Annotated in this window: 19 protein-coding genes and 1 pseudogene; 10 read left to right on the forward strand and 10 right to left on the reverse strand. The window is 69.8% G+C overall.

Annotation, left to right across the window (positions count from 1 at the left end):
- Window positions 1-157 precede the first annotated feature (157 nt).
- On the forward strand, window positions 158-727 hold the full coding sequence (locus tag ACFWPQ_RS47660) for a hypothetical protein (protein WP_384050274.1): 570 nt from the start codon (window positions 158-160) through the stop codon (window positions 725-727).
- A 415-nt stretch (window positions 728-1,142) separates the two neighbouring features.
- Here ACFWPQ_RS47660 and ACFWPQ_RS47665 read toward each other — a convergent pair whose 3' ends face one another.
- The 5 genes from ACFWPQ_RS47665 to ACFWPQ_RS47685 all read right to left on the reverse strand — a co-directional run bounded on the left by ACFWPQ_RS47665 (window position 1,143) and on the right by ACFWPQ_RS47685 (window position 6,034).
- Window positions 1,143-1,622 (reverse strand): hypothetical protein, encoded by a 480-nt coding sequence (locus ACFWPQ_RS47665; protein WP_384050277.1) that lies wholly within the window; start codon window positions 1,620-1,622, stop codon window positions 1,143-1,145.
- Between the two features lie 261 nt (window positions 1,623-1,883).
- Complete coding sequence (locus ACFWPQ_RS47670) at window positions 1,884-2,768, reverse strand: ArsR family transcriptional regulator (protein WP_384050279.1); 885 nt, start codon at window positions 2,766-2,768, stop codon at window positions 1,884-1,886.
- A gap of 432 nt (window positions 2,769-3,200) precedes the next feature.
- On the reverse strand, window positions 3,201-4,001 hold the full coding sequence (locus tag ACFWPQ_RS47675; RefSeq protein ID WP_384050282.1) for a DUF3592 domain-containing protein: 801 nt from the start codon (window positions 3,999-4,001) through the stop codon (window positions 3,201-3,203).
- Window positions 4,002-4,931: 930 nt separating this feature from the next.
- Entirely contained in the window at window positions 4,932-5,504 is a 573-nt protein-coding gene (locus tag ACFWPQ_RS47680) for a hypothetical protein (protein WP_384050285.1), read from the reverse strand.
- 173 nt (window positions 5,505-5,677) lie between these two features.
- Complete coding sequence (locus ACFWPQ_RS47685) at window positions 5,678-6,034, reverse strand: hypothetical protein (protein WP_384050288.1); 357 nt, start codon at window positions 6,032-6,034, stop codon at window positions 5,678-5,680.
- Window positions 6,035-6,258: 224 nt separating this feature from the next.
- On the opposite strand from ACFWPQ_RS47685, the gene ACFWPQ_RS47690 reads away from it, so the two are divergent.
- The gene (locus ACFWPQ_RS47690; protein ID WP_384050291.1) at window positions 6,259-6,612 is read left to right on the forward strand and encodes a hypothetical protein; all 354 of its coding nucleotides are present in this window, start codon (window positions 6,259-6,261) and stop codon (window positions 6,610-6,612) included.
- 167 nt (window positions 6,613-6,779) lie between these two features.
- Here ACFWPQ_RS47690 and ACFWPQ_RS47695 read toward each other — a convergent pair whose 3' ends face one another.
- Window positions 6,780-7,643 carry an aminoglycoside phosphotransferase family protein gene (locus tag ACFWPQ_RS47695; protein WP_384050294.1) on the reverse strand — a complete coding sequence of 288 codons (864 nt, stop codon included), beginning with the start codon at window positions 7,641-7,643 and terminating at the stop codon, window positions 6,780-6,782.
- Window positions 7,644-7,851: 208 nt separating this feature from the next.
- Between ACFWPQ_RS47695 and ACFWPQ_RS47700 the strand changes: the two genes are divergently transcribed.
- The 4 genes from ACFWPQ_RS47700 (at window position 7,852) to ACFWPQ_RS47715 (ending at window position 9,857) form a co-directional block, all read left to right on the forward strand.
- Window positions 7,852-8,103 (forward strand): YlcI/YnfO family protein, encoded by a 252-nt coding sequence (locus tag ACFWPQ_RS47700; RefSeq protein WP_384050297.1) that lies wholly within the window; start codon window positions 7,852-7,854, stop codon window positions 8,101-8,103.
- A 2-nt stretch (window positions 8,104-8,105) separates the two neighbouring features.
- The gene (locus tag ACFWPQ_RS47705) at window positions 8,106-8,477 is read left to right on the forward strand and encodes a toxin Doc (RefSeq protein WP_384050300.1); all 372 of its coding nucleotides are present in this window, start codon (window positions 8,106-8,108) and stop codon (window positions 8,475-8,477) included.
- A gap of 173 nt (window positions 8,478-8,650) precedes the next feature.
- Complete coding sequence (locus ACFWPQ_RS47710; RefSeq protein WP_384050302.1) at window positions 8,651-9,022, forward strand: fic family toxin-antitoxin system, toxin component; 372 nt, start codon at window positions 8,651-8,653, stop codon at window positions 9,020-9,022.
- A gap of 226 nt (window positions 9,023-9,248) precedes the next feature.
- On the forward strand, window positions 9,249-9,857 hold the full coding sequence (locus tag ACFWPQ_RS47715; protein WP_384050305.1) for a DUF6082 family protein: 609 nt from the start codon (window positions 9,249-9,251) through the stop codon (window positions 9,855-9,857).
- Window positions 9,858-9,934: 77 nt separating this feature from the next.
- Here the strand turns inward: ACFWPQ_RS47715 and ACFWPQ_RS47720 are convergent, their stop codons facing one another.
- Both ACFWPQ_RS47720 and ACFWPQ_RS47725 read right to left on the reverse strand, forming a co-directional pair.
- Window positions 9,935-10,792, reverse strand: a complete 858-nt coding sequence (locus tag ACFWPQ_RS47720; protein ID WP_384050308.1) for a tol-pal system YbgF family protein — start codon at window positions 10,790-10,792, stop codon at window positions 9,935-9,937.
- A 138-nt stretch (window positions 10,793-10,930) separates the two neighbouring features.
- Window positions 10,931-11,329, reverse strand: a complete 399-nt coding sequence (locus ACFWPQ_RS47725; RefSeq protein WP_384050311.1) for a ricin-type beta-trefoil lectin domain protein — start codon at window positions 11,327-11,329, stop codon at window positions 10,931-10,933.
- Between the two features lie 1,254 nt (window positions 11,330-12,583).
- Between ACFWPQ_RS47725 and ACFWPQ_RS47730 the strand changes: the two genes are divergently transcribed.
- Both ACFWPQ_RS47730 and ACFWPQ_RS47735 read left to right on the forward strand, forming a co-directional pair.
- The gene (locus tag ACFWPQ_RS47730; protein WP_384050314.1) at window positions 12,584-14,758 is read left to right on the forward strand and encodes a DnaB-like helicase C-terminal domain-containing protein; all 2,175 of its coding nucleotides are present in this window, start codon (window positions 12,584-12,586) and stop codon (window positions 14,756-14,758) included.
- Complete coding sequence (locus tag ACFWPQ_RS47735; RefSeq protein ID WP_384050316.1) at window positions 14,758-15,330, forward strand: hypothetical protein; 573 nt, start codon at window positions 14,758-14,760, stop codon at window positions 15,328-15,330. The genes ACFWPQ_RS47730 and ACFWPQ_RS47735 overlap by 1 nt, the downstream gene beginning before the upstream one ends.
- Before the next feature lie 65 nt (window positions 15,331-15,395).
- Here ACFWPQ_RS47735 and ACFWPQ_RS47740 read toward each other — a convergent pair whose 3' ends face one another.
- Window positions 15,396-15,875: a hypothetical protein gene (locus ACFWPQ_RS47740; protein ID WP_384050319.1), complete on the reverse strand. Its 480-nt coding sequence runs from the start codon at window positions 15,873-15,875 to the stop codon at window positions 15,396-15,398.
- Between the two features lie 83 nt (window positions 15,876-15,958).
- Window positions 15,959-17,415 (reverse strand): annotated as a pseudogene (locus ACFWPQ_RS47745) (NF041680 family putative transposase).
- Window positions 17,416-17,604: 189 nt separating this feature from the next.
- Between ACFWPQ_RS47745 and ACFWPQ_RS47750 the strand changes: the two are divergent.
- Both ACFWPQ_RS47750 and ACFWPQ_RS47755 read left to right on the forward strand, forming a co-directional pair.
- Complete coding sequence (locus ACFWPQ_RS47750) at window positions 17,605-18,186, forward strand: hypothetical protein (protein WP_384050322.1); 582 nt, start codon at window positions 17,605-17,607, stop codon at window positions 18,184-18,186.
- 51 nt (window positions 18,187-18,237) lie between these two features.
- Window positions 18,238-18,402: a hypothetical protein gene (locus tag ACFWPQ_RS47755; protein ID WP_384050325.1), complete on the forward strand. Its 165-nt coding sequence runs from the start codon at window positions 18,238-18,240 to the stop codon at window positions 18,400-18,402.
- Window positions 18,403-18,821: the final 419 nt, after the last annotated feature.

Below are 18,821 nucleotides of genomic sequence, written 5' to 3' on the forward strand. Positions count from 1 at the left end.
GACTTCGAACACCCCCCAACGGCACGGGAGCCTCGTGCGTTGCGGGCATCGATCCCGTCACCCGATCCCTACGTTTTCCTGTGGGAGGCGGTGAGCCCTTCGTACGGTTCACCCACCCAGGAGTGCCGGGTGTGGCTGTCACCTGATAGCCGATGACGTGGCTCCCACTGATTGGCCGCCCGGCACTCCGGGCGCTGTCGGGCTGAAGGACGCGGCGAAGGAACTGCTGAGCGCGATGGACGCCCTCTTGCGGCCCCTGGCCGGCACCGCGCGGCTGGCCGGCGCAACGGTCGGCGAGGCCGGGGCGTGGGAGCGGATGCAAAAGGTGGCCGCGGTGCTGCGTGGCGAGGTGGAGAGCCCGGGGGGCTTCCACCGGGCCCGGGCCGCCGGTGCCTTCGAGCGGCTGACGGGCGTCACGCCCGGTGCGGCGCAGGAGACGGCGCTGGATGTGTGGAGCAGGATCTACCGGACGGCGTCGGGCATCCTGCACGGCCGCAGCGCCGGCCCCAGCGAGGCCGCCACCCTGTACACCGACATCCTCGGCGCGGCGCGGAACCTGCTCGTGCCGCTGCCCGCCCGGGCCGCCCGTGTCCTTGAGCTCGCCGCGCTCCAGCACCCGGGTGAGGCCGAGGCGCGGGAGCTGGCCAGCTGGGCGGACCCGCGCGCGAAGAAGACCGCCCCGCCACCCAGCAGGGCCGCGATCACCAGGCCGAGCCGCACGGTGTAGTAGCCCGGGCGCCGGTCCAGCAGGCCTGCCTCGCTGATGCGTTGGGAGAGCCGCGCGATAGCGCTGCAGGGACCGGCAGCGCTCGCACGCATTCCGGGCGCGGCCTGTCGAAGATCAGGTACGGGTAGTGCCGCCGCAGGTCGGGCATGGTGTTGCCGAGTGGCGCCGCGGCCTGGGTGGCGGCGCGGAGGAGACAAGCCCTACGCCGACCTGGTCAATACGCGCGCACGCGGCATACTTCTCGTCACCGTCGCACCGGAGAACTGCGTGGCTACTGCCGTTCCGCAATTCAACTCGGCTGCGCCGACGTGTCATTGCGCTGCTCACCGGTTCGGAAAAGCAGGCGCGCGGACGGCTTCCCGGTATGGAGCAAAGGGGGAAGCCGTCCGCGTTCTTTCAGATCCCGGTCGGAAGATCAGGCCAGCGGGTTCCGCCCTGACTTCCCGCCCGTGTGGCAGCCGCCGTTCCTGACGCAGATCACTACTTGCAGGTAGGCGATGTTGTAGCCGTCGGACAGGGAGAGATTGTTGTAACTCGTGTAGTCACCGGTGTCGCACCCGCTGTAGTCCCATCGCTTGGTGGACGTACTCCAGGTCCCGCCGTTGGTCCGGGTCACGACGAAGTATGCGTACACCGGATTGGCGTCGCAGCCCCAGTCCGATACCAGCAGGTCGATGTTCGATGCCTGGCCGGGGCCGGTCCAGTCGAACGTCGCTCCGGCGTAGCCGTAGCTGGTGCTGGCGGTGATGAGATCTGACTCCAGCGATTCACTCGCTGATGCTGTCGGTGCCATGAAGGCCACGACAGCGGCGAAGGCTGCGAACAGCCCGGTGAGACCTGCCCATGTGCGGGCACTCCAGGCCTTCCGGGCCTGAGGCGTGAACGAATCGTGCATGTGGTTACTCCCCGTTTCTGGTCGGACGGAATGCGAGGTGAGCAGCGTGCGGGGTATGTGCTTGGTGTCACGCACGCTCGCGGCGAGAAGTGACATCAGGAGCGTCCGGTGATGCGCACTTCCGGAGGGCCGCCACGTCCGCGAGACGTCCGCGTGCGGATGAAGCGGCCCTGCCAAGAAAATGCTAGGGAAGCTCCTCGCTCAGATGTACCTATTGCGCGTATGAGCAAAGGTGGTGCGCCGTGGCGGATCGTGTGCGGCTCAGGCGCCGTGTACCAACGCGGTTCCCAGCCGGGTGCGGGTGTGCAGGACGGACGAGCCAAGCCGCTCGGTGGCGACCAAACCGGCCCGGCGCAGCGCGGCGGCATGACGGCTGGCCGCGGACGCCGAGACACCCAGTCCCGTGGCGAGCGCGGTGGTGCTGTGACCGGTGTCGAGGAGATACAGCGCGGCCGCACGAGTCGGTCCGATCAGCTCTTCCAGTCCCTGGCCGCCCGCTCCGATCTGCGGCGGCCGCGGGATCCACAGCGGTGAGCGGGCGACCGGGTAGATGAGGACGGGTGGCAGTTCGGGGTCGGCGAAGGCGATCGGGTGGTTGTGGCAGAAGAAGCTGGGGATCAGGCACAGACCGCGCCCGGCGAGAGGGAGGTCGCGGTCGATCGGATAGCTGACCTCCAGGATCGGAGGGCGCCATCGCAGTCCGGGTTCGAGGCTGTTGAGCATGGCCTCGCTGCCCTGTTTCAGCAGCAGTTCGCTCCGGCGGCCCGTGTCCCGGCCGGTGCATGCCAGCGCACTGGGAGCGTACGGTGCCAGTGCGACGGCGTGGTAGCGGCGCAGCGCCGCGCCGAGCCCGCGCAGCGCGGGCGGGCTGCCGGCGCCGATGGCGTCGAGCCGGGACGACGGCCGGGGCCGATTCTGCACGAGTTGGTCGATCTCGGTCCGCAGCCGGCGCCTGCTCGTGGACAGGACCACGTCGATCCCCACCTCGACGACGGTGGTGTGTCCCGGCGGCGTCAGGAAGTCGGGAAAGTAGGAGCTGATCGGCACCATCGTGGTGAGCAGCCGGACGTCCTGATCGAGCCTGGCTTTGGCCAGCGCCTGGCAGGCGATACGCCGCCACGGGGCGAAGAACGGGTCCGGGCTCACGAGCTGATGCAGGCTCAGGGCCGTTTCCCACATGACGTCCGGCTGTGTGGCCAGACGTAGTCTTCCGAGATCGGCGCTGTCAAAGTGGATACGAAGCACGGTTCCCCCTCCGGTCGTACACGGCAGCACCTGGTCGGGCGTGCCATGGTGGTGGCACGCGGGTGCTGTTGCGCTGATGCATCTGTGGGACGACGCCCGGCTGTTTTCGGCACCACGGGTTCGCGGGCGAAGGACGTGGTGCACCACGATCGCCACGTGCCTCCCCTGGGCGCGGCGACCGTCGGTGACGGCCAGGGCATACGCGCCCCGGGGATCCGCGGGCGACGCGCCACGGCCGGACGAGGCTGTGTCTGTGGGTACGCCGGCGAATCCGTCGAGTACGCGTTCCTGCCGGTCTACATGAACGCGCAACCGGCCGTCGCGTCGGGCCGTTCACGTCCCGGGGGAATAGGTGTCCGGCGTCGTGTCGGTGGTGGTCTCCGGCTGCCGCGCGGTCTGCACCACCACGCTGACGGTGGCCACCAGAAAGCCCGCCGCGAGCAGCCCGCTCACGATCGAGCCCGTGCGGATTCCGTCGGCGTCGCGGCCGTCGAGGTAGGCGGTGTGGCGTACCTGGGTGGGGTGTTCCGGGTTGAACACGACGGGTATGTACGTTCCCGGTTTCGGGTCGGTCGCCGAGCTGCCCGGGATGTCGACATCGGTCTGCACGGGGCCGGACGGTGTGTCGAAGCGTACGGTCACGCCGATGATCGAGTCTTCCTCCGACCGGTTGCTGATCTTGACGACGATCGCGTCGGTGTGCCGGCCGTGGTGCCGGAGGTTCGCCAGCAGTTCGTACTCGTGGCCAGCGTTCCATCCCAGGACTGCGGAAAAGGTGGCGAACAGCAGGAAGACCGCCGCAGCCGTGCGGGCTTTGGCCCAGCGAGGGGCCAGCAGCCGCGACTGCGGATCGATCCGCAGCAGTGCCGCCACGCGGCCGCCGGGCGGCGGAGTCCGGACGGCCCCGCGATGGGTCCGGCGCCAGCGGCGTACCAGCAGCCTGGAGACACCGTTCACTGCAGTCAGGGCCACCGCACAGCCGAGAAGAAAGAGCCACAGCGATCCGAACGGCCCGAATGCGAACCACACCACGATGGCAACGAGGAACACCGGCACGTCCCACCCGGAGGGAGCGAGGTACTCGTCCCGGACGCTCCTCAATAAGGACTTACGCTCATCCATCTGCTCCTCCACCCGTTACGGGAGGAGACTCGTCGGATTTCGTGTTGGTTGTAGCGGTATCTGGTCGCTCCGCGGCCGAGGTCTCGTCCGTCTCCCGGCCCGGAGAACCGGCCGTGGTCGCGACCGTCGGCAAGGCGTCGGCCACGACCTGGGATCACTCCGGATGCTTCGCGGTGTTCAGCTGGTCCGTCAGTTCGCTGAGCGTCGCCCGGCTGAGGATCTTGCCGATCGGCAGCAGCACCCCATTCGTTGCACCTCCTGCCGGAGCTGGGCCGCCATCAGCGAGACGAGGCCCTGGCTGGTCAGATCCCGGTCCGGGGCGAGGCGCGCGGAGTCGACACGCAGGATGGCGGCGACCTCGGTCAGGAACAGCTCTGCCCCGTCCACGGCGGGTGCTGCCGCGCCGGCCTCCCGCGCGGGCCCGTACGCGGGCGCCACCTGCCTGCGCGGTGCCGGGGGTTCCGGATGCCGGACAGGGGGGGCGTGGGCGACTGTGGGCGCCCGGCACGCTCCGGCTGGATCCGCGCGGCGCCGGGCGGAGCGTGCCGGAGCGCGGTGACCAGGGGCGCCGGTGCGTCGCCGACGACGTCCGCAGGAACGGCGAAGTCGCCGCGACCGGGTATGTGGCCCGCCACTGCGCCCAGTCCACCGGCATGACCACGGTGTCCCCGACCCCCGTGGGCAGAAGGTGATCCAGCGCCGCGAACCCCGCCGCGGAGGTGAAACCGGTCATGCCCCGCGGGTTCAGTTCCGGGTGACAGCGGACGGTCTGCCGGGGGATCGGGCAGAGGTCGGTGGCCGCTGAGGGCCTGCGCCGGCCCCCAGACCTCCGGTTCCTAGACCTCCGGTTTCTGCACCGTGGTGCTGCCCGACGTTCCCGGCGGATGCCGCCGCCGTGGGGTCGGCGCGGCAGGGCAAGAATCTGCGCCATGTTGGAGAAATTCAGACCCGGCCGTCTCGCCGACCGTCTGGGCCTTCCAGTTCGTTTAGTAGCCGCTCCAGCTGCTGCGCGGCGCGGGCCCGCTTGAGCATGTACAGCGGGCTGTCGAAGAACAGCGTGTGGCAGTGCTGGGTCGCGTCCCGGAGCAGGGTCAGCTTCCGGTCCTCGCTGCGGTCCGAGATCCAGACGCCGCACATGTCTGCGGAGTAGCGCACCGCCATGGTCGGGATCTGGTTGCCCTGGTACGCCAGGAGCAGCTGGACGGCGTGGTCGGTGAGGTACGTGGTCGCCTCGTCGACCTGGGTGCGCCAGCGGGCGCGTTCCTCCCTGAGCGCGGCCCGGACCGTGTCGCTGGCCTCGGGGGCGACGGGCGCGACGAGCAGGTGGGTGACCGCGGACAGGAGGTCCATCATGCTGGCCGAGAACTTCTCGCGGGTCTGCATCTTTGTCTGGAAGCGGCGGTTGCGGACTTCCAGCAGGGGCGAGACGTACCGCCCGGCGACGATCAGGGTGAGCACGGACGTCACGATCGAGATCAGCGTGGTCGTGCCCCAGGAGGGCATCCAGTCAGGCATGAGGGTGATTGTCGGGGCGATTGCGAGGCCGGTGGCCGCTGGGGGTCTTCGCCGGCCCTCAGGCCCCCGCTCCGGTCGGCATCCCGCGGCGCGGTCCCGTATCGCGGTGGTGCGGCCCGGCACGCGCCGGCGGACACCGCCCTCGTAGCAAGGAGTGCGGCGGGCCCGCGGCTTCAGGCAGGGCCGGGAGTCGTGTAGGTGATGCCGACGTCCCCGGCAGACGTCGCGGCGAGGGCCACCACTTTCCAGGTCGCCTCGGGCAGACCCTCCCCGGGACCGCCCCAGGAGTCGTTCAGGAGGTCCACGGTAAAGGCCACGCGCCTGCCGTCCGGCCCCTTCGCCGAGAACTTCACCTCCTGCGCTGCCCACGGGTTCTCGCGGACACCAGCGAACTGCACCACCGCGTGGTACGGCTCGAAGTGCTCCCCGTCCCGGGTGAGGGTGAAGCTGCCGGGCAGCAGGTCGAGGCCGACGTGGACCTGAGTGTCTTCCTGCTCGACGACGGGTTCACCAGTGGCGCTCTGCTCCACGCTGGTCTCCAAAAGGGCGAGTGGGAGTCCGGCTGCTCAGCATGGCCCATGTGTCCTCCGGATAGAGCAATTTCGCTCTGAAGCGTGCGCGGCTGCGCCTGATCACCGTCAAGCGGGTCTCGACCGCCGGGCAGGCCATCGACGGCTACGGGCTCCCAGCTCAGGAGCGCGGCTGCTGGCCGTGGAACGCCTCACCCGCCGGCGGGCACCGCATCGTCCACGTCGTGACCGACGGCGACGAGAAGGCCGGGCAGACCGGAAGGTCGACGATCGACGAGCGCGACGGGCTCATGGAGGCGATGGAGTGGATCGCCGACGGCCGCCCCGACGGCGCTTCGTACGACGGTGGCACCCGAACCTGGACCACCTGGAGCGGCGCGCTCGACCTGCCGAACGTGGCCAGGCTGCAGACGCTCTTCGACGCAGCGTGTACGTACGGGACCGACGTCCGGCTTGAACACGCACCGGTCCCGGCCGGTTGGACGGGTCCGGTTTCCACGGCCGACCCCGAGATGGCCTCGCTCTTGACGGCCAAGGCCGATGGAGGCCGTCGGCTTGGTGAGTTGCCCGTCGTCTGACTGCAGCGGGGTTCCAGCGCGATACATCACCCGCCGGTCCTCCCGCAGGAGCGGACAGCCCGCCTCCCGCGAGGCCAACCGGGACTGATCGTTCTCAAGTTCACGGTCCGCAACTCCACCTGGACCGACCCGTGTCCCGGGCCGGCATCAACCCTGAAGGCCGTCCGCTACGCCAGCACAGCACGGAATGCGCGCTCGCCGATATCGTGCATCAGTGGGTTGTCCGCCGAGTGCGACAGGAAGACCAAGGACAGGGCAAGCGCCCACCCGCGGGCCCGTTCCCAAGTCGCGTCGTCCGCGCGGCCGTACGCCTGTCGAAGTACGGCGCGCTGCTGCGCGGTGAACAACATCCAGGCCACGGACAGGTCGGTGGCAGGATCGCCGGAGGTGATGTCACCGAAGTCGATCACGGCGCTGATCCGGCCGCGGTCGACCAGGATGTTGGCCGGGTGCAGGTCTCCGTGCAGCCACACCGGCGGCCCGTCCCAGACGGGCGCCGCGACGGCCTGCTGCCAGATCTGCAGCGCGATTGCTCGATCGTCCGGGGCGACATGTGCCAGCCCGGTCATGACGCCCTCGGTGCGTCCGGCCAGCGGAATCCCGCGAGCCGCGTTGACCGGCGCATCCGAAGCGGCCGGGGCGTGCAGCGCACCCAGAAATCCGCCGATCGTCGCCGCGGCCGAACAGGGGTCGTCGGGCTCCGACCGCGCCGCGATCCGGCCCGCGAAAAACGGCACGACGCTCCAGGACCACGGGTACCGAGCTGTCGGCTGCCCGACACGCACCGGCGTCGGCACGGGCAACGGCAGGCGGTCGGCCAACTCCGGCAACCACCGCTGCTCGTGTGCGAGGAGCTCGGCGGCCATGGCACGCCGAGGCAAGCGGACGAGGAACTCCTCGCCGAGCCGGCACACAAGGTTGTCCCAGCCGTTCGCCAGCACCTCGACCGGCAGATCCGCCAGGTCGGGGTGCTGTTCGTTGAGTAGACGGCGCACCAGACCGACTGAGAGTGAAACCTCTGCGGCAGGCATTCGGTGAACTGTCACAGCGAGAACTCTACGGCGGTGGTCCGGCGTTCTTGGAGGCCGAAAGGACGAGCGCCACGGCGGGCCGGCTTGTACGAACCTGACCCGAGCGCGGGGCGGCCAAGGGGCGGACTCGCTGCGGGCATGCTCTCAGCGCGGGTTCGGTTCCGCCCTTTCTGTCCCCGCGCTGTACGTCTTGCTGTACGGTTGGAGCATGTCGAAGTCAGTGACGATCCGGGTTCCAGAAGAGCTCCACGCGCAGTTGCAGGAGCGTGCTGAAGCGGAGGGCACTACGGTCACCGCGCTCATCACCGAGGCCGCGCGCAATGCGGTCCGCGATCCCCGCCTGGACGGCGCCGCGGACGTCTTCCGCTCCTTCGTCGCCGACAACGCGGCCGCGTTCGACGCTGCATTCCCCGACGATGCCCCGGCCCGGCTGGACGCCTCCGGTCAGGCTGCTGCCTGACCATGGAGCTCCACATCGACATCCGCTGGCTGCTGGAGCGCCAGGCGGAGGTGCTGCCCAAACAGCCCTCGGTCCACGACTTCTCCAATCTCGTGGCCGCCGTCGCCCGCCACCGGGTCAACACCCCGCAGGTCGGTGTCGCCGTCGACAACGCATGGCGCGCGGCGGCCCTGATGCACGCCATCATCCGGCTGCGCCCCCTCCCCGCCCGCAACGCCCTGTACGGCGCCGCGATCGTCACGGCGTACATGGACGCGGCGGGCGAGGCCCTTAACCCGCCGTACGGCGCGCTGATAGACCTCGCCCGTGACATCGACACCGGTCGTGCCGACGGATACGACGCGACCGACCGTATCCGCTCCTGGCGAATCTGAGGACGGTGCGGCCGGGGGCGTCACTCGGCCTGCTCGTAGGTGACGGTGGCGTCAGGGCATGCCTCGGCAAGGTGAGCCCTGCCCGTCCCGGCGGACCAGTGCACCTACGCCGTCGACTGGGTGGCGGACAAGTTCGACGAGCCGGCCGGCGACGTGCACCCAGGGGCTGCGGCGTGATCGTGCACGTCGACGAGTCCTGGATCCTGGAAGTCGCCGAACGGGCCGGTCACCGCGATCCGAGCGCGGACGACTACGGCGTTCCACTCGCAGCCGTCGCCCGGCACCGCGGCGAGTTCTTCGACCGCCCCGCCTACGACAGCCCCTACGCAGGCACCGCGGCCCTGGTGGACACCCTGGGACGGTGCCGGTGGCTGGAGCGCTCCAACCTCACCGTCGCCTGCGCGGTGGCCGTCATGTACCTCGCAGCGTCGAACATCCCCGTCAACCCAACCCGTGAACAGCTCTCCGGGCTGGCCCGCGAGCTGAACAGTCCGCGCTGCACTGTCGAGCAGATCGCCGCCATCCTGCGCACCTGGAAGCCCTGATCCGCTATCCCGGATGATCCCGCCGCTACGCCCTGCCGTCCCCTGCCTGCCGTTGAAGACGGCGGCGCCACTGGTCTCGGTCGTCAGCGGCCTGAGCGATGTACAGACCGACCACGCCTCCGTTGTTCGGCTGCCCGCCAGTTGTCACCATGTTCAGATTGGCCAACAAGGCGTGGGGGGAAGAGTGTTCAGTCGTCGGGGAAGGGCGTCCCAGAGCAGTCGAGCGATGGTCGTCGCCGCCAGTGTCCTGTCCACTCTGGGACTCATCCTCGGGACCCCGTTCATTCTGAACGGGATGGCCCCGGACGGTCTGGACTGGGGGCGGCTGAGCAACGTCAGCCAGACGTACGGTGCGCTGTCCGTGCTCTTCTCTGCGGCTGCACTGGCCGGAGTGGCTGCGTCGCTGTGGTACCAGGCTCGACAGACTCAGATGGCTCAGGAAGCCGCGCGGCGAGATGCCCATCGAGAGCTGATCATCTTAGCGCTCGGCGACCCCTCGCTCCTTCCCTGCTGGGAGCCACCGCATAGGCCAATGGCGGCTACCCGGAGGAAGCAGATCCTGTTCACCAACCTCATCGTCACCAACTGGGAGACCGACTTCAGGCTCGGCAACCTAGGCGAGGCTGCGCTCCGGGATATGTTCGACGGCCACTTCCGGGGGGAGATCGCACGCGATCACTGGGAGCACGGCGGTCCTGGGTGGCGCGTCTCGGCCGAGCTCTCAACCGACCCGATACGACGCAGGTTCGTGGAGGTTGCTGACGAATGTCACGCACGCGCCGTTGCTGGCGGCCCTCCGGTCGCTGCTGATCGGTACTTCGATACTGCTCCGTAACGGGTCAGACTGCTGGAGAACCGTGAGTCTGTCGGCCGGTCGGCAAGCTGATCAAATTTCGGCGACATCACGGCTGGTTATCCGAGGCGGCCTCGGCGGGCTGTGACCAGGGCCCGCCAGCGGGCGAGAACCGTGCGTTCGCCTTCCAGCCAGTGGATAGCGGGTCCGTCGGGCCGGGGTCGGTCGGCCATGGCGGCCGCGATGGGCACGTAGTAGGCGAAGTCGCCGCTGGTGGTTGCCTCGAGCAGGCGGTCGATGACGGCGTCCAGGTCGTCGTCGGCGCCGCGGACGGCGTGGTGGAAGGCGAGGGCGGTCTCCAGGAGCGGGGTGAGCCAGGGGAGCCCGGTGACCGTGATCTCGGTGCGCAGCACGGTGGCGCGGCCGGGGAGGTCGTGGTCGGTGCCGGCGTCGCGTGCGAGGGCGGCGATGTCGGCCAGGAGCGTGGTGGCGCGCTGATCGAGACGGGCCAGGAGCTGGTGGGCGAGGGCGAGTTCGTCGTCGGCGCGGGCCGGGTCGGTGAAGGCGGTGGCCAGCGCGATGTGGGTCTGGGCGATGGCCTGTTCGCCCGGGGCGTCGTGCTGTTCGGCTTCGTCCCGTGCGTCCTCGAAGGCGGCGCGGGTGCGGTCCATGTCGCCGTGCGGCCACCGGATGTGTCCCAGGACGCGGTGGTGGCGGCCCTCCCAGCCGAGGGTGGGGACGGCGGCGAGGGCGGTGGGGAAGTCGCCGGAGATCCGGGCGAGGTTGGCCAGGCCGCGGCGGCCGCGCGGGGCGAGCCGGCTGTCGGCCTCGGCGACCTGGCGGTAGCCGTCCAGGGCGGCGCCGGTGCGGCCGAGGTCCTTGTACGCCTTGGCCCGGTAGTACAGGGCGAGGTCGGTGAGTTCGCCGGTCAGCAGGCCGGTGTCCAGGAGTGCGGCGGCGGCCTGAAGCGCGGGCAACCGTTGTTGGCGGTGCCGTTCACGCGCGGCGGCGTCGGCTCGGCGAGGACGTCAGCGAACGGGGTAGTACAGCAACTCCTGCGTGGCGCGGTCGCGGGTGGTCGGCTCAAGGCGCACCGATCCGTTCCGGGTGGCCTGTCACGAGCGGTGGCTGTGAGGGGTCTCGATGTGGTCTGTGGCCCGTCGTACGCCGAGCTCGGTCGGCTTGCACTGCTGGGAGGCGGCGCCCCTCTTGCACGGTCGCAGCTCTAGGCCGGCAGTGGCCTGGGTGATGCAGAGGCCGGGCGTGGTGTGGGAGTGGACCGTGCTCTCGGTGAAATGGAACCGCTGCGAGAGCGACTTCGGGTTGCACGAGCTCAGCTTCAGGCGCATCACGTTCGGCGTATGCGTCTTCTCCGCGTCCAGGCACTGGTCGGTCGCGGCGTTGTGCAGGAGGACCGGGGTGCCGTCCCCGAAGGCGGCGGCGGTGTTCATGCCTGCGGTGAGGGCGCCGGCCGTGGCCGCGGTTACTGCGAGTACCCGTACTGCTGATCGCATGGTGTCTCGGTACGTGGTGGTCATGCGCCTGGCAGGCCCGCGGACCGGATGCGAGCCCGTACCGCAAACCCCCTGCCGGCCGGCTGGAGTCACGGCCTCCTGCCGGTGATCACTCCCAAGAGCGAGGCGGCGACGGGTCAGTGGACGTAGCTGTCACAGAGGTGCTGTACGGAGGGGGTGACGGGTGCCTGGGAGGACCAGCCGCAGATGGTGCGGAGGCTGTAGGTCCTGGCGGAGCGAGGCACTGCCCGCCGAGGTGCGGGGCGCAGTGCCGGACGGTGGTGTCGGGGGTGCAGGTGAGCGGGGTACGGCACGGCCGCCGGTGCAGTGTGCAGTGGACGCGCCCGGTTTGATCGGGTGTGCAGGATGCTGCTGCCGGGGCGGGCGGGCTGCCGGTCGGCGGTATGGCGGTGTTTTCGGGCGGGGGAGGACCGGTGCTTGGTCTCCGCCGACTTCTGCGGGGTGGAAGCGGTGAGGACGAGAGCGGAGCGCGGCGGGTCCTGGAGGGGGGGCGAGGGTGCGCGCGGTCGCCGGGACCATGAGGCGGACCGGCCGGTGCTCGTGGGGGACGGTGACGCACCCTGCGGCGAGGAGGGCGACGGTGAGGGCGGTGGCGAGCGAGAGGGCGGGGCGCATGCTCCAACTGTCGAGCAGGTCAGGGGGAGAGCTTGCTGCTGCCCCGCGCGTGGTCGCCAGCACGGGTGACATCGCCAGCGAGCCCAGCTTGGCACGCGTCTGCGCCCGGCGTGACGGCGTCGCCATCCATTCCCTACATGAACACCCCTAAGGTGAGTGAGATGCAGGCCAATTCTGCATGGATCCTTTGAGAAAGTGCGTGACTTTCTGCTATAGTAGTGTGTTTCGATGGGTGTGGGAGGGTAAGTGCGCGAGCCGGAACATGATCGAGCACCTCTGAACGCGACAGTGGCTCGCAGCAATCTCTACGCACTGGTGAAGCGGGTAGAGGACGACGGGCAGACGGCCCTGATTCAGAAGCGTCATGATGGCGCCCTGGTGATGGTGGAGTTGGCGCCGATCGACCGGCTGCCGGCGGCCCGTCAGGCCGAAGGTCTTCCGTCCTACGTTCTCAGTGCGGCGCAGAAGGACTTCGGTGACCTCGTCGTCCGTGCGGCCCTGGGTCAACCGCAGGTGCTGGTACGGAACACCACGCCGGTTGCGGTACTTCTGCCGGCCGGCCCCCTCCCCTCGTCCGATCCGACTGCGGCCGCGGGTGCGGCGGACACAGGAGACGCAGTGAGCACTTCGGATCCCGTGGGCATGCCACGCCGGCTCGCCACGCTCGGCGATGCCATCGGCCCCGCGCTTACCTCCGCCCCGGAGGCCGGCCCCGCCTTCGGGCTGCGCGCCCTGGATGACGCGGTGGGCCGGCTCCCGGCGGGCCGGCTGACGCTGGTGGCGGCCCCGCCGAGTGTCGGCGGGAGCCTTCTGGGGCTGGCCGCCGCGCGAAGGACCGCGCTGGGGGACGGGCGCCGTGTCCTGTATGCGGCGTCGGGGCCGAACCGGGATGACATCTTCCGGCGGATCTTGTCGGCCGAGACGAACGGCGACTACCCGCGGTTGAAGCAGGGGCGACTCACTGCTGCCGAGCAGGAGTTCGCTCGGCAGCTGGGGCAGGTGCCGCTGTCGATCGACGACGGCAGTGACCTGACGGCCGAGGCGATCGCGGAGACCGTCCCGTACATGGAGGACCTGGCCCTCGTGGTCGTGGACCGGCTCCAGGCCGCCCACAGTGCCCGGCTGCCGCTGTCCGGTGACCGTCTTCCGGCTGCCTCCCAGGTCCTGGCCGCGCTGGCCCGCTCGCTGCATGTCCCTGTCCTGGCCGTGGTGGACAGCAGCGACCCCGCGCTCCTGAGCCTCCTGGACGCCGACGTCCTGCTGACGCTCACCCCGACGGCGGACCCCTCCCGCATCCAAGTCACCATCTCCGAGCGGGACTTCGGCGTCCTTGGCTCGGTCCACCTGCAGCCCGACCTTCTCCACGCCCGCTTCACCGACGCCCCCGACGGCAGCGGGACGGACCCGGCCGCCGTTGAACTGGCGGACGCCGCGCTTCCCTACACCTCGGGTGCCGAGCGGGGGCTGCCCGCCTCCCTCACCCACACCCTGGCCGCGCTGCGTACTGCGGTGCTCAGCGGCGACGACAAGGCGGTAGCGGAGGTCAGGGCAGCCCTGGACGACGAAGCCCGCTCGGTGTCCCTGCCGGACACCGACCAGGGCCGCCGTCTGGCCGCGGCCCTGCAGGCCTTCCCACAGCCGGTCAGCGAAGGGACGGGCGGGACGGGATTCTCGAACGGTGGGGAGGGAACCCCTCAATTCCGGGCCAAGTACGCCCCGGCCATCGCCGAGGTTCCCGCCGGGCACGGGTCCTCGACCGACGCGGCAGATGAACCCGACGCAGAAGATGAGCAGGACGAACGGGACCGGCTCGAACCGGGAGATGAGCAGGACGAACCCGAGGGCGCGGTCTTCCCAGCCCTGCGGATCCTCAAGGACGCGGTCGGCCGCTCGAAGATGCACCCGATCCCCGTCATCCGCACCGAAGACCGCGACAGCACCCCATGGTCGTTGATCAGTGAAGACATGGACGGCGAGCCCCGCTGGATCCACCCCGACGTCACCCTCACCCGCGTCCCCTACACCAGGGCGAACGGCAAGACCGTCCGCCGCGACAAGATCGACGTACCCGACTCCTTCGGCGCGGGTCTGCTGTGCCTGATCGACCGCAACGGCTCCTACCCCTCCGCCTGCTCGGCCGTCCCCCTCGCCCCCAACAAACTGCTGCACACCGGCCCGCTCGACGCGTTCGACAAGGCCCAGGCCGGCATCTACCTCATCGACATCCCGAAGTGGACGCGCAGGGACATGCCACACCCGCTGGGACGGCTCGTCGACCGGCCCGACGAGCACGGCCGAGTGTGGGTCACCACCCCGCACATCAAACAGCTGGAAAGGCTCGCCCGCGAAGGCCACCTCGACGCCGCACCGCACATCCATGACTCATGGACCGGGAAGGCCAACGAGTCCCTGTTCAAGCCCTTCTACGAAGCGACCCGCAAAGCCCGGGCCGAACTCGTCGAGGCAGGCGGCGCCCCGTACAAGGCGTACAAGACGCGGCTGTCGATCGCGCTGCGTCTGCTGTGGCCCAAGCGCCCCGAGCAGAAGTCCCCGTTCTGGCGGCCCGACTGGCGCATGAGCATGGTCGCTGAGGCCTCCGTCCGGCACTGGACGACGGCCTTCAAGGCCGTCCAGGCAGGCTATGTTCTCATCGGCCTGCGCAACGTCGACCAGGGCATCTTCTGGACCCCTCCCGGCACGCCACCCGACACCTACCGGATCGGCACGGCCTTCGGTGAGGTCAAGCGCAAGTTCATCGAGTCCGGCGAGATCATCCTCGAAGGCGACGACTGATGGCCGGGCCCACCGGCCGCGGCAATTCCCTGGGCGCCGCACTCAACACCCTCCTGCGATCCCAGGTCACCCCACGCCACCGGCTGTCCTCCTACACCGCCCGGCACTGGCACGCCCAGCTCTCCCAGCTGACCGGCACCCGCCGCGGCTACCAGGCCCTGGAGGACGCCGGCCTCGGAGTGACGGCCCAGACCCTGATCAACTGGCTGTCGGATCCCGAGTACAACATCCGCCGCAGCTACCGCGACATCATCCACACCGCCTACGAGAACGCCGCGGTCGTCCCCGCGGACCCGATCCCCGACCACGTCAAGCGCGGTCAGTTCGAGATCAGCGGCGTCGTCAGGACCGGCGAGGACGAACGCGAACGCGGTACCCGGCGGGCAGCGCCGCTGCGGATCGACGGCAGCCGCGGCACCTGGGACGCCATCGAGGAGCGGTGGCTGGCCGGCGAACTCACCGACGACGAGCTCGAGGACCACTTCATCGACGACGTCATCGTCGCCGACATCGGCGAAGGCACCGACGGATGGGAGTTCCCCGGCGCCTCGTACGCCGTCGAACTCCGGTAAGCTTGTCGTTTATCGTCCGCCGTCGAGCGAGCCTCGAACATGATCGGCGCTTGCATACTGCTGGATCACGAGGGCGCCCCACCTGAGGCATCCCCTGTGTGGGTTGCGATGGCTCTCGTCCGGCTGTCGAAGAGGTTCCGGAGTGCTTCCTGGATAGCTTTGCGATCCAGCTGAGTCTCCTGTGCCAGAAGCAGGCGGGCTTCCGCTTCAACCCCAGCCCATGCCAGCCGACTGCGTCGGTTGACGGCGCGTCTTACGTCGCTGCGGAGGAAGCCCGCCCCTGCTGAGAATCCAGCGGAGACGAGGGCCAGCAGTGCCGCAGTGACACGGGCATCCGGCACCGCCAGCCCGGCAGCTCCGGAGATGCCGGCGAGTACCGCAGCGGGAAAGCCGAGCGCGACGTCGATGTAGGACCAAAAGCGCACTCGGCGGTGGGCACTGCGTTCGAGACGCTCCGCTTCAACAAGTACGCGTTCGACTTCGGCCCGAACAAGCGTCACCTGCGCCTGCGAGTCGCCTTGATGCTGCGCGTAGTCTCCAGCCACGGACCTAAGGATCTCACGGACGCCTCGGCGGTAGATGACGAGCCGACACGATGATCCCGCCTTGTGTCCTTTGACCTCGTTGTCTATCCAGTGCGCCGAGGTTTCGTGCCCTTCTTGTGGTGGGCCGGGCGGGTGAATGCCTCGCCAGTGGCGAGGACTCGTCCTACCTCATAACGTGTGGCCGGTCGGCGGTTCTTCGAACCTGGTGGCCGGCCTGGGCCGGGGCGGGACGGTTTTGGTGCACCGGCTGGGGAACCGGTCTTCGCGTGCAGGTTTCTGAACCCCCTGCGGACGCGGGCGGGTGTCAGTTTGTCTGGCTCGGCCGGCTTTTCCCAGGGCCTGCGGTGGCCAGTGGGCAGGCGAGCCGGAGCTGGGCATAGGCGGCGATCACCAGCCAGGTCCACCGGTCGGCCGCTTCCGAGCTGCGAAGCCGCGGCTTGGTCCACCCGAGCGTCTGCTTGAACAGGCGAAACGTGTGCTCGACGTCGAAGCGACGAAGGAAAGACTGCCAGCAGCGATCGACGTCCGTCTCGGTGGCGCCGGTGGCCGACCACCACAGCCAGACCGGCTTGTTGGCTCCGCCGCTGGGCAGCTTCTCCACGACCAGGCGGATGACGGTGCCCTCGATGATGGGCAGCGGCCCCTCGTGGGCGAGCCACGCGGCCCGGCGGGTCAGCCTCGGGTGCAGCCGGTCCTATGTCTGCGCAGTCGCCTTGCCGTAGAGCCGGGTGTCCGTGGTCGTCATGGCCTGTTCGGCGCCCCAGGTGGTGGGGTCGCCGAAGACGAACTCGCTGCCGTGCTTGGGCGGCCGGCCGCCCTTGGGGTCGTAGACCCGCGGCGGTGTCGGCCGGCGCATCACGCGGTCCGAACGCAGGCGGCCGAGGATCTCAATGGGCAGCCCGGCCAGCAGGTGGGCGATGCGCGGGGCGTCATATCCGGCGTCCAGCACGACCAGGACCGCTGGGTCGCCTTCCTGCCACTGGCCGACGGCCACCAGCCGCTCGACGACCTCGTGGATCTGGACCGTGGTCACCGCGGCAACGTCGGCGCCGGGCTCCAGGCGGACCGCGTCCAGCACCGCCGTCCACGACGTTCGCTCGGTCTCCAGCGCGGCCACCACCGAGTACGGCCAGCCGGGCACCATCTGGTGCTTGCCCTCGCTCCGGCCGTATGTGTGGCAAAAGGCCCGGTCAGCACAGGTGTTGGCGTCGGGCCGCAGCCACGGCGAGACATCCACAGCCAGTACGAGCCGGCCGTCCGCCGCCCTCGGCAACGGCATCCCGGCCAGGGCTCGGCGCAGCCGGGCGACATCGATCCGTTCCTGGTTGAGCCCGCCGTAGAGAGTACCGTGCCCACGCCGGTGTTCAGGCGCGAGGGCGAGGGCGACCAGCGTCCGCACCGGCCCATCGGTGCACAACAGCGCGTCTGCCAACTCGAATAACGCGTCGCCTCGCGCGGTCAGATACGCGTACAGCTCCGACCGGAAGTGTGACACTTCCGCGAACGCATCCCGCACGACACCCTCATGCACCAAACTCATAACCATGGCCTTCGTGCTGTTCCTGTGCCTTGTGACGAAGCAAAGGATCAGACGAAGGCCGTCTTCACGTCCGCTGAACTGGGAAAGCTCTGATCAAGTTCGAGTCGCGTTCGACACCGGACCATAAATGGCAAGCTCAGGGGTGCCCTGCGTTACCACGGCGCCGATCCCCAGCGGCTCGGCGAGCTTGTGCGCATACGGTCGGTCGCCCGTCTGGGCGTCGACGTCCGCGTGGGCATCGGAGAGTCGATCACGGTCGCGGCCACCGCCTCCGCCCAGATCACCGGCTCCGGCGGCGTCCGCGCCATCGCCCCCGCGCACACCGTGGACTGGCTCGCCCAGCTGCCCGTGGACGCCCTGCACGGCATCGGCCCCCGGCATTCGGCCCTGCTGCGCAAGTACGGCATCCACTACGTCGGCGCGCTCGCCGCGCTCCCGCCCTACACTCTCCAGCGCCTCCTGGGCGCCAGCGCCGGAGGGCTCGTCGCCGACCGGGCCCGCGGCATCGACCTCCGCCCCGTCGTCCCCCGCGCGCTGCCCGCCTCCGCGACCGTCCGCCACCGCTTCGACCGGCACGTCCTGGACGGCGCCGAAGTCCGGGCCGCCCTGCTGGAGCTGGTGGTCCGCCTCGGGCACCTGCTGCGCTGGCGCGGCCAGGCCGCCCGCGCGCTGACCCTCACGCTTTTCTTCGCCGGCGACGGTCGCTGGGACAAGACCCGGCGGCTGGCGGAGGCATCGGGGCACGAGGATGATCTGCGTCTGCTCGCCTAGCAGCTGATGGATGCGGCGGCTCTTCAGCGCGGCCGGCTGACAGGACTGGTGTTGAAGGCAGAGGACCTGGCCGAGGCCGGTCAGACCGCGGAGCAGCTCAGTTTCGATGCCTCCCGCGAGGCCCGCCTGGTCGCGGAGAGCGCCATCGACCAGGTCCGAGCCCGGTTCGGCGCCCAGGTCATCGGACCGGCCACCGTCTTCCGGCGGGCCTCATGACCGCATCCACCTGTCCGCGCCGAGCCCGGAGGGCCGCGTACTGCTCGATCCGCCCGGGCCCGCCCTGACGGCCGTCTCCTTGCTCCGTCCCTGATCCGCCGGATCCGCAGGACCTTCGGCGGGTAGATCCCCGGGATGGCGAAGAAGAAGAGGACGAAGAGGACGGCGAAGACGGGTTCCTTAGCGGGGCCGGAACGGCTGACGCGGCAGCAGATGCTGGACGGTGTGCCCGGGCCAGCCGGTGTGCGGATCGGGTTCGCGGTGCCGGGGGAGGCCGGGGCGATGACCACGCTGTTGAAGGCGGCGGCCGACGATCTGGAGGCCGGCCATCTTGAGGCGCTGGCTCGTGGGGAGTGCGGGACGTGGCTGCTGGACGCCCTGGCGGGCGCCGACGCCGGGGAACGGCTCGTGAGGGCTGT

It is taken from the genome of Streptomyces sp. NPDC058464, assembly GCF_042721035.1.
In the GTDB taxonomy this organism is placed as follows: domain Bacteria; phylum Actinomycetota; class Actinomycetes; order Streptomycetales; family Streptomycetaceae; genus Streptomyces.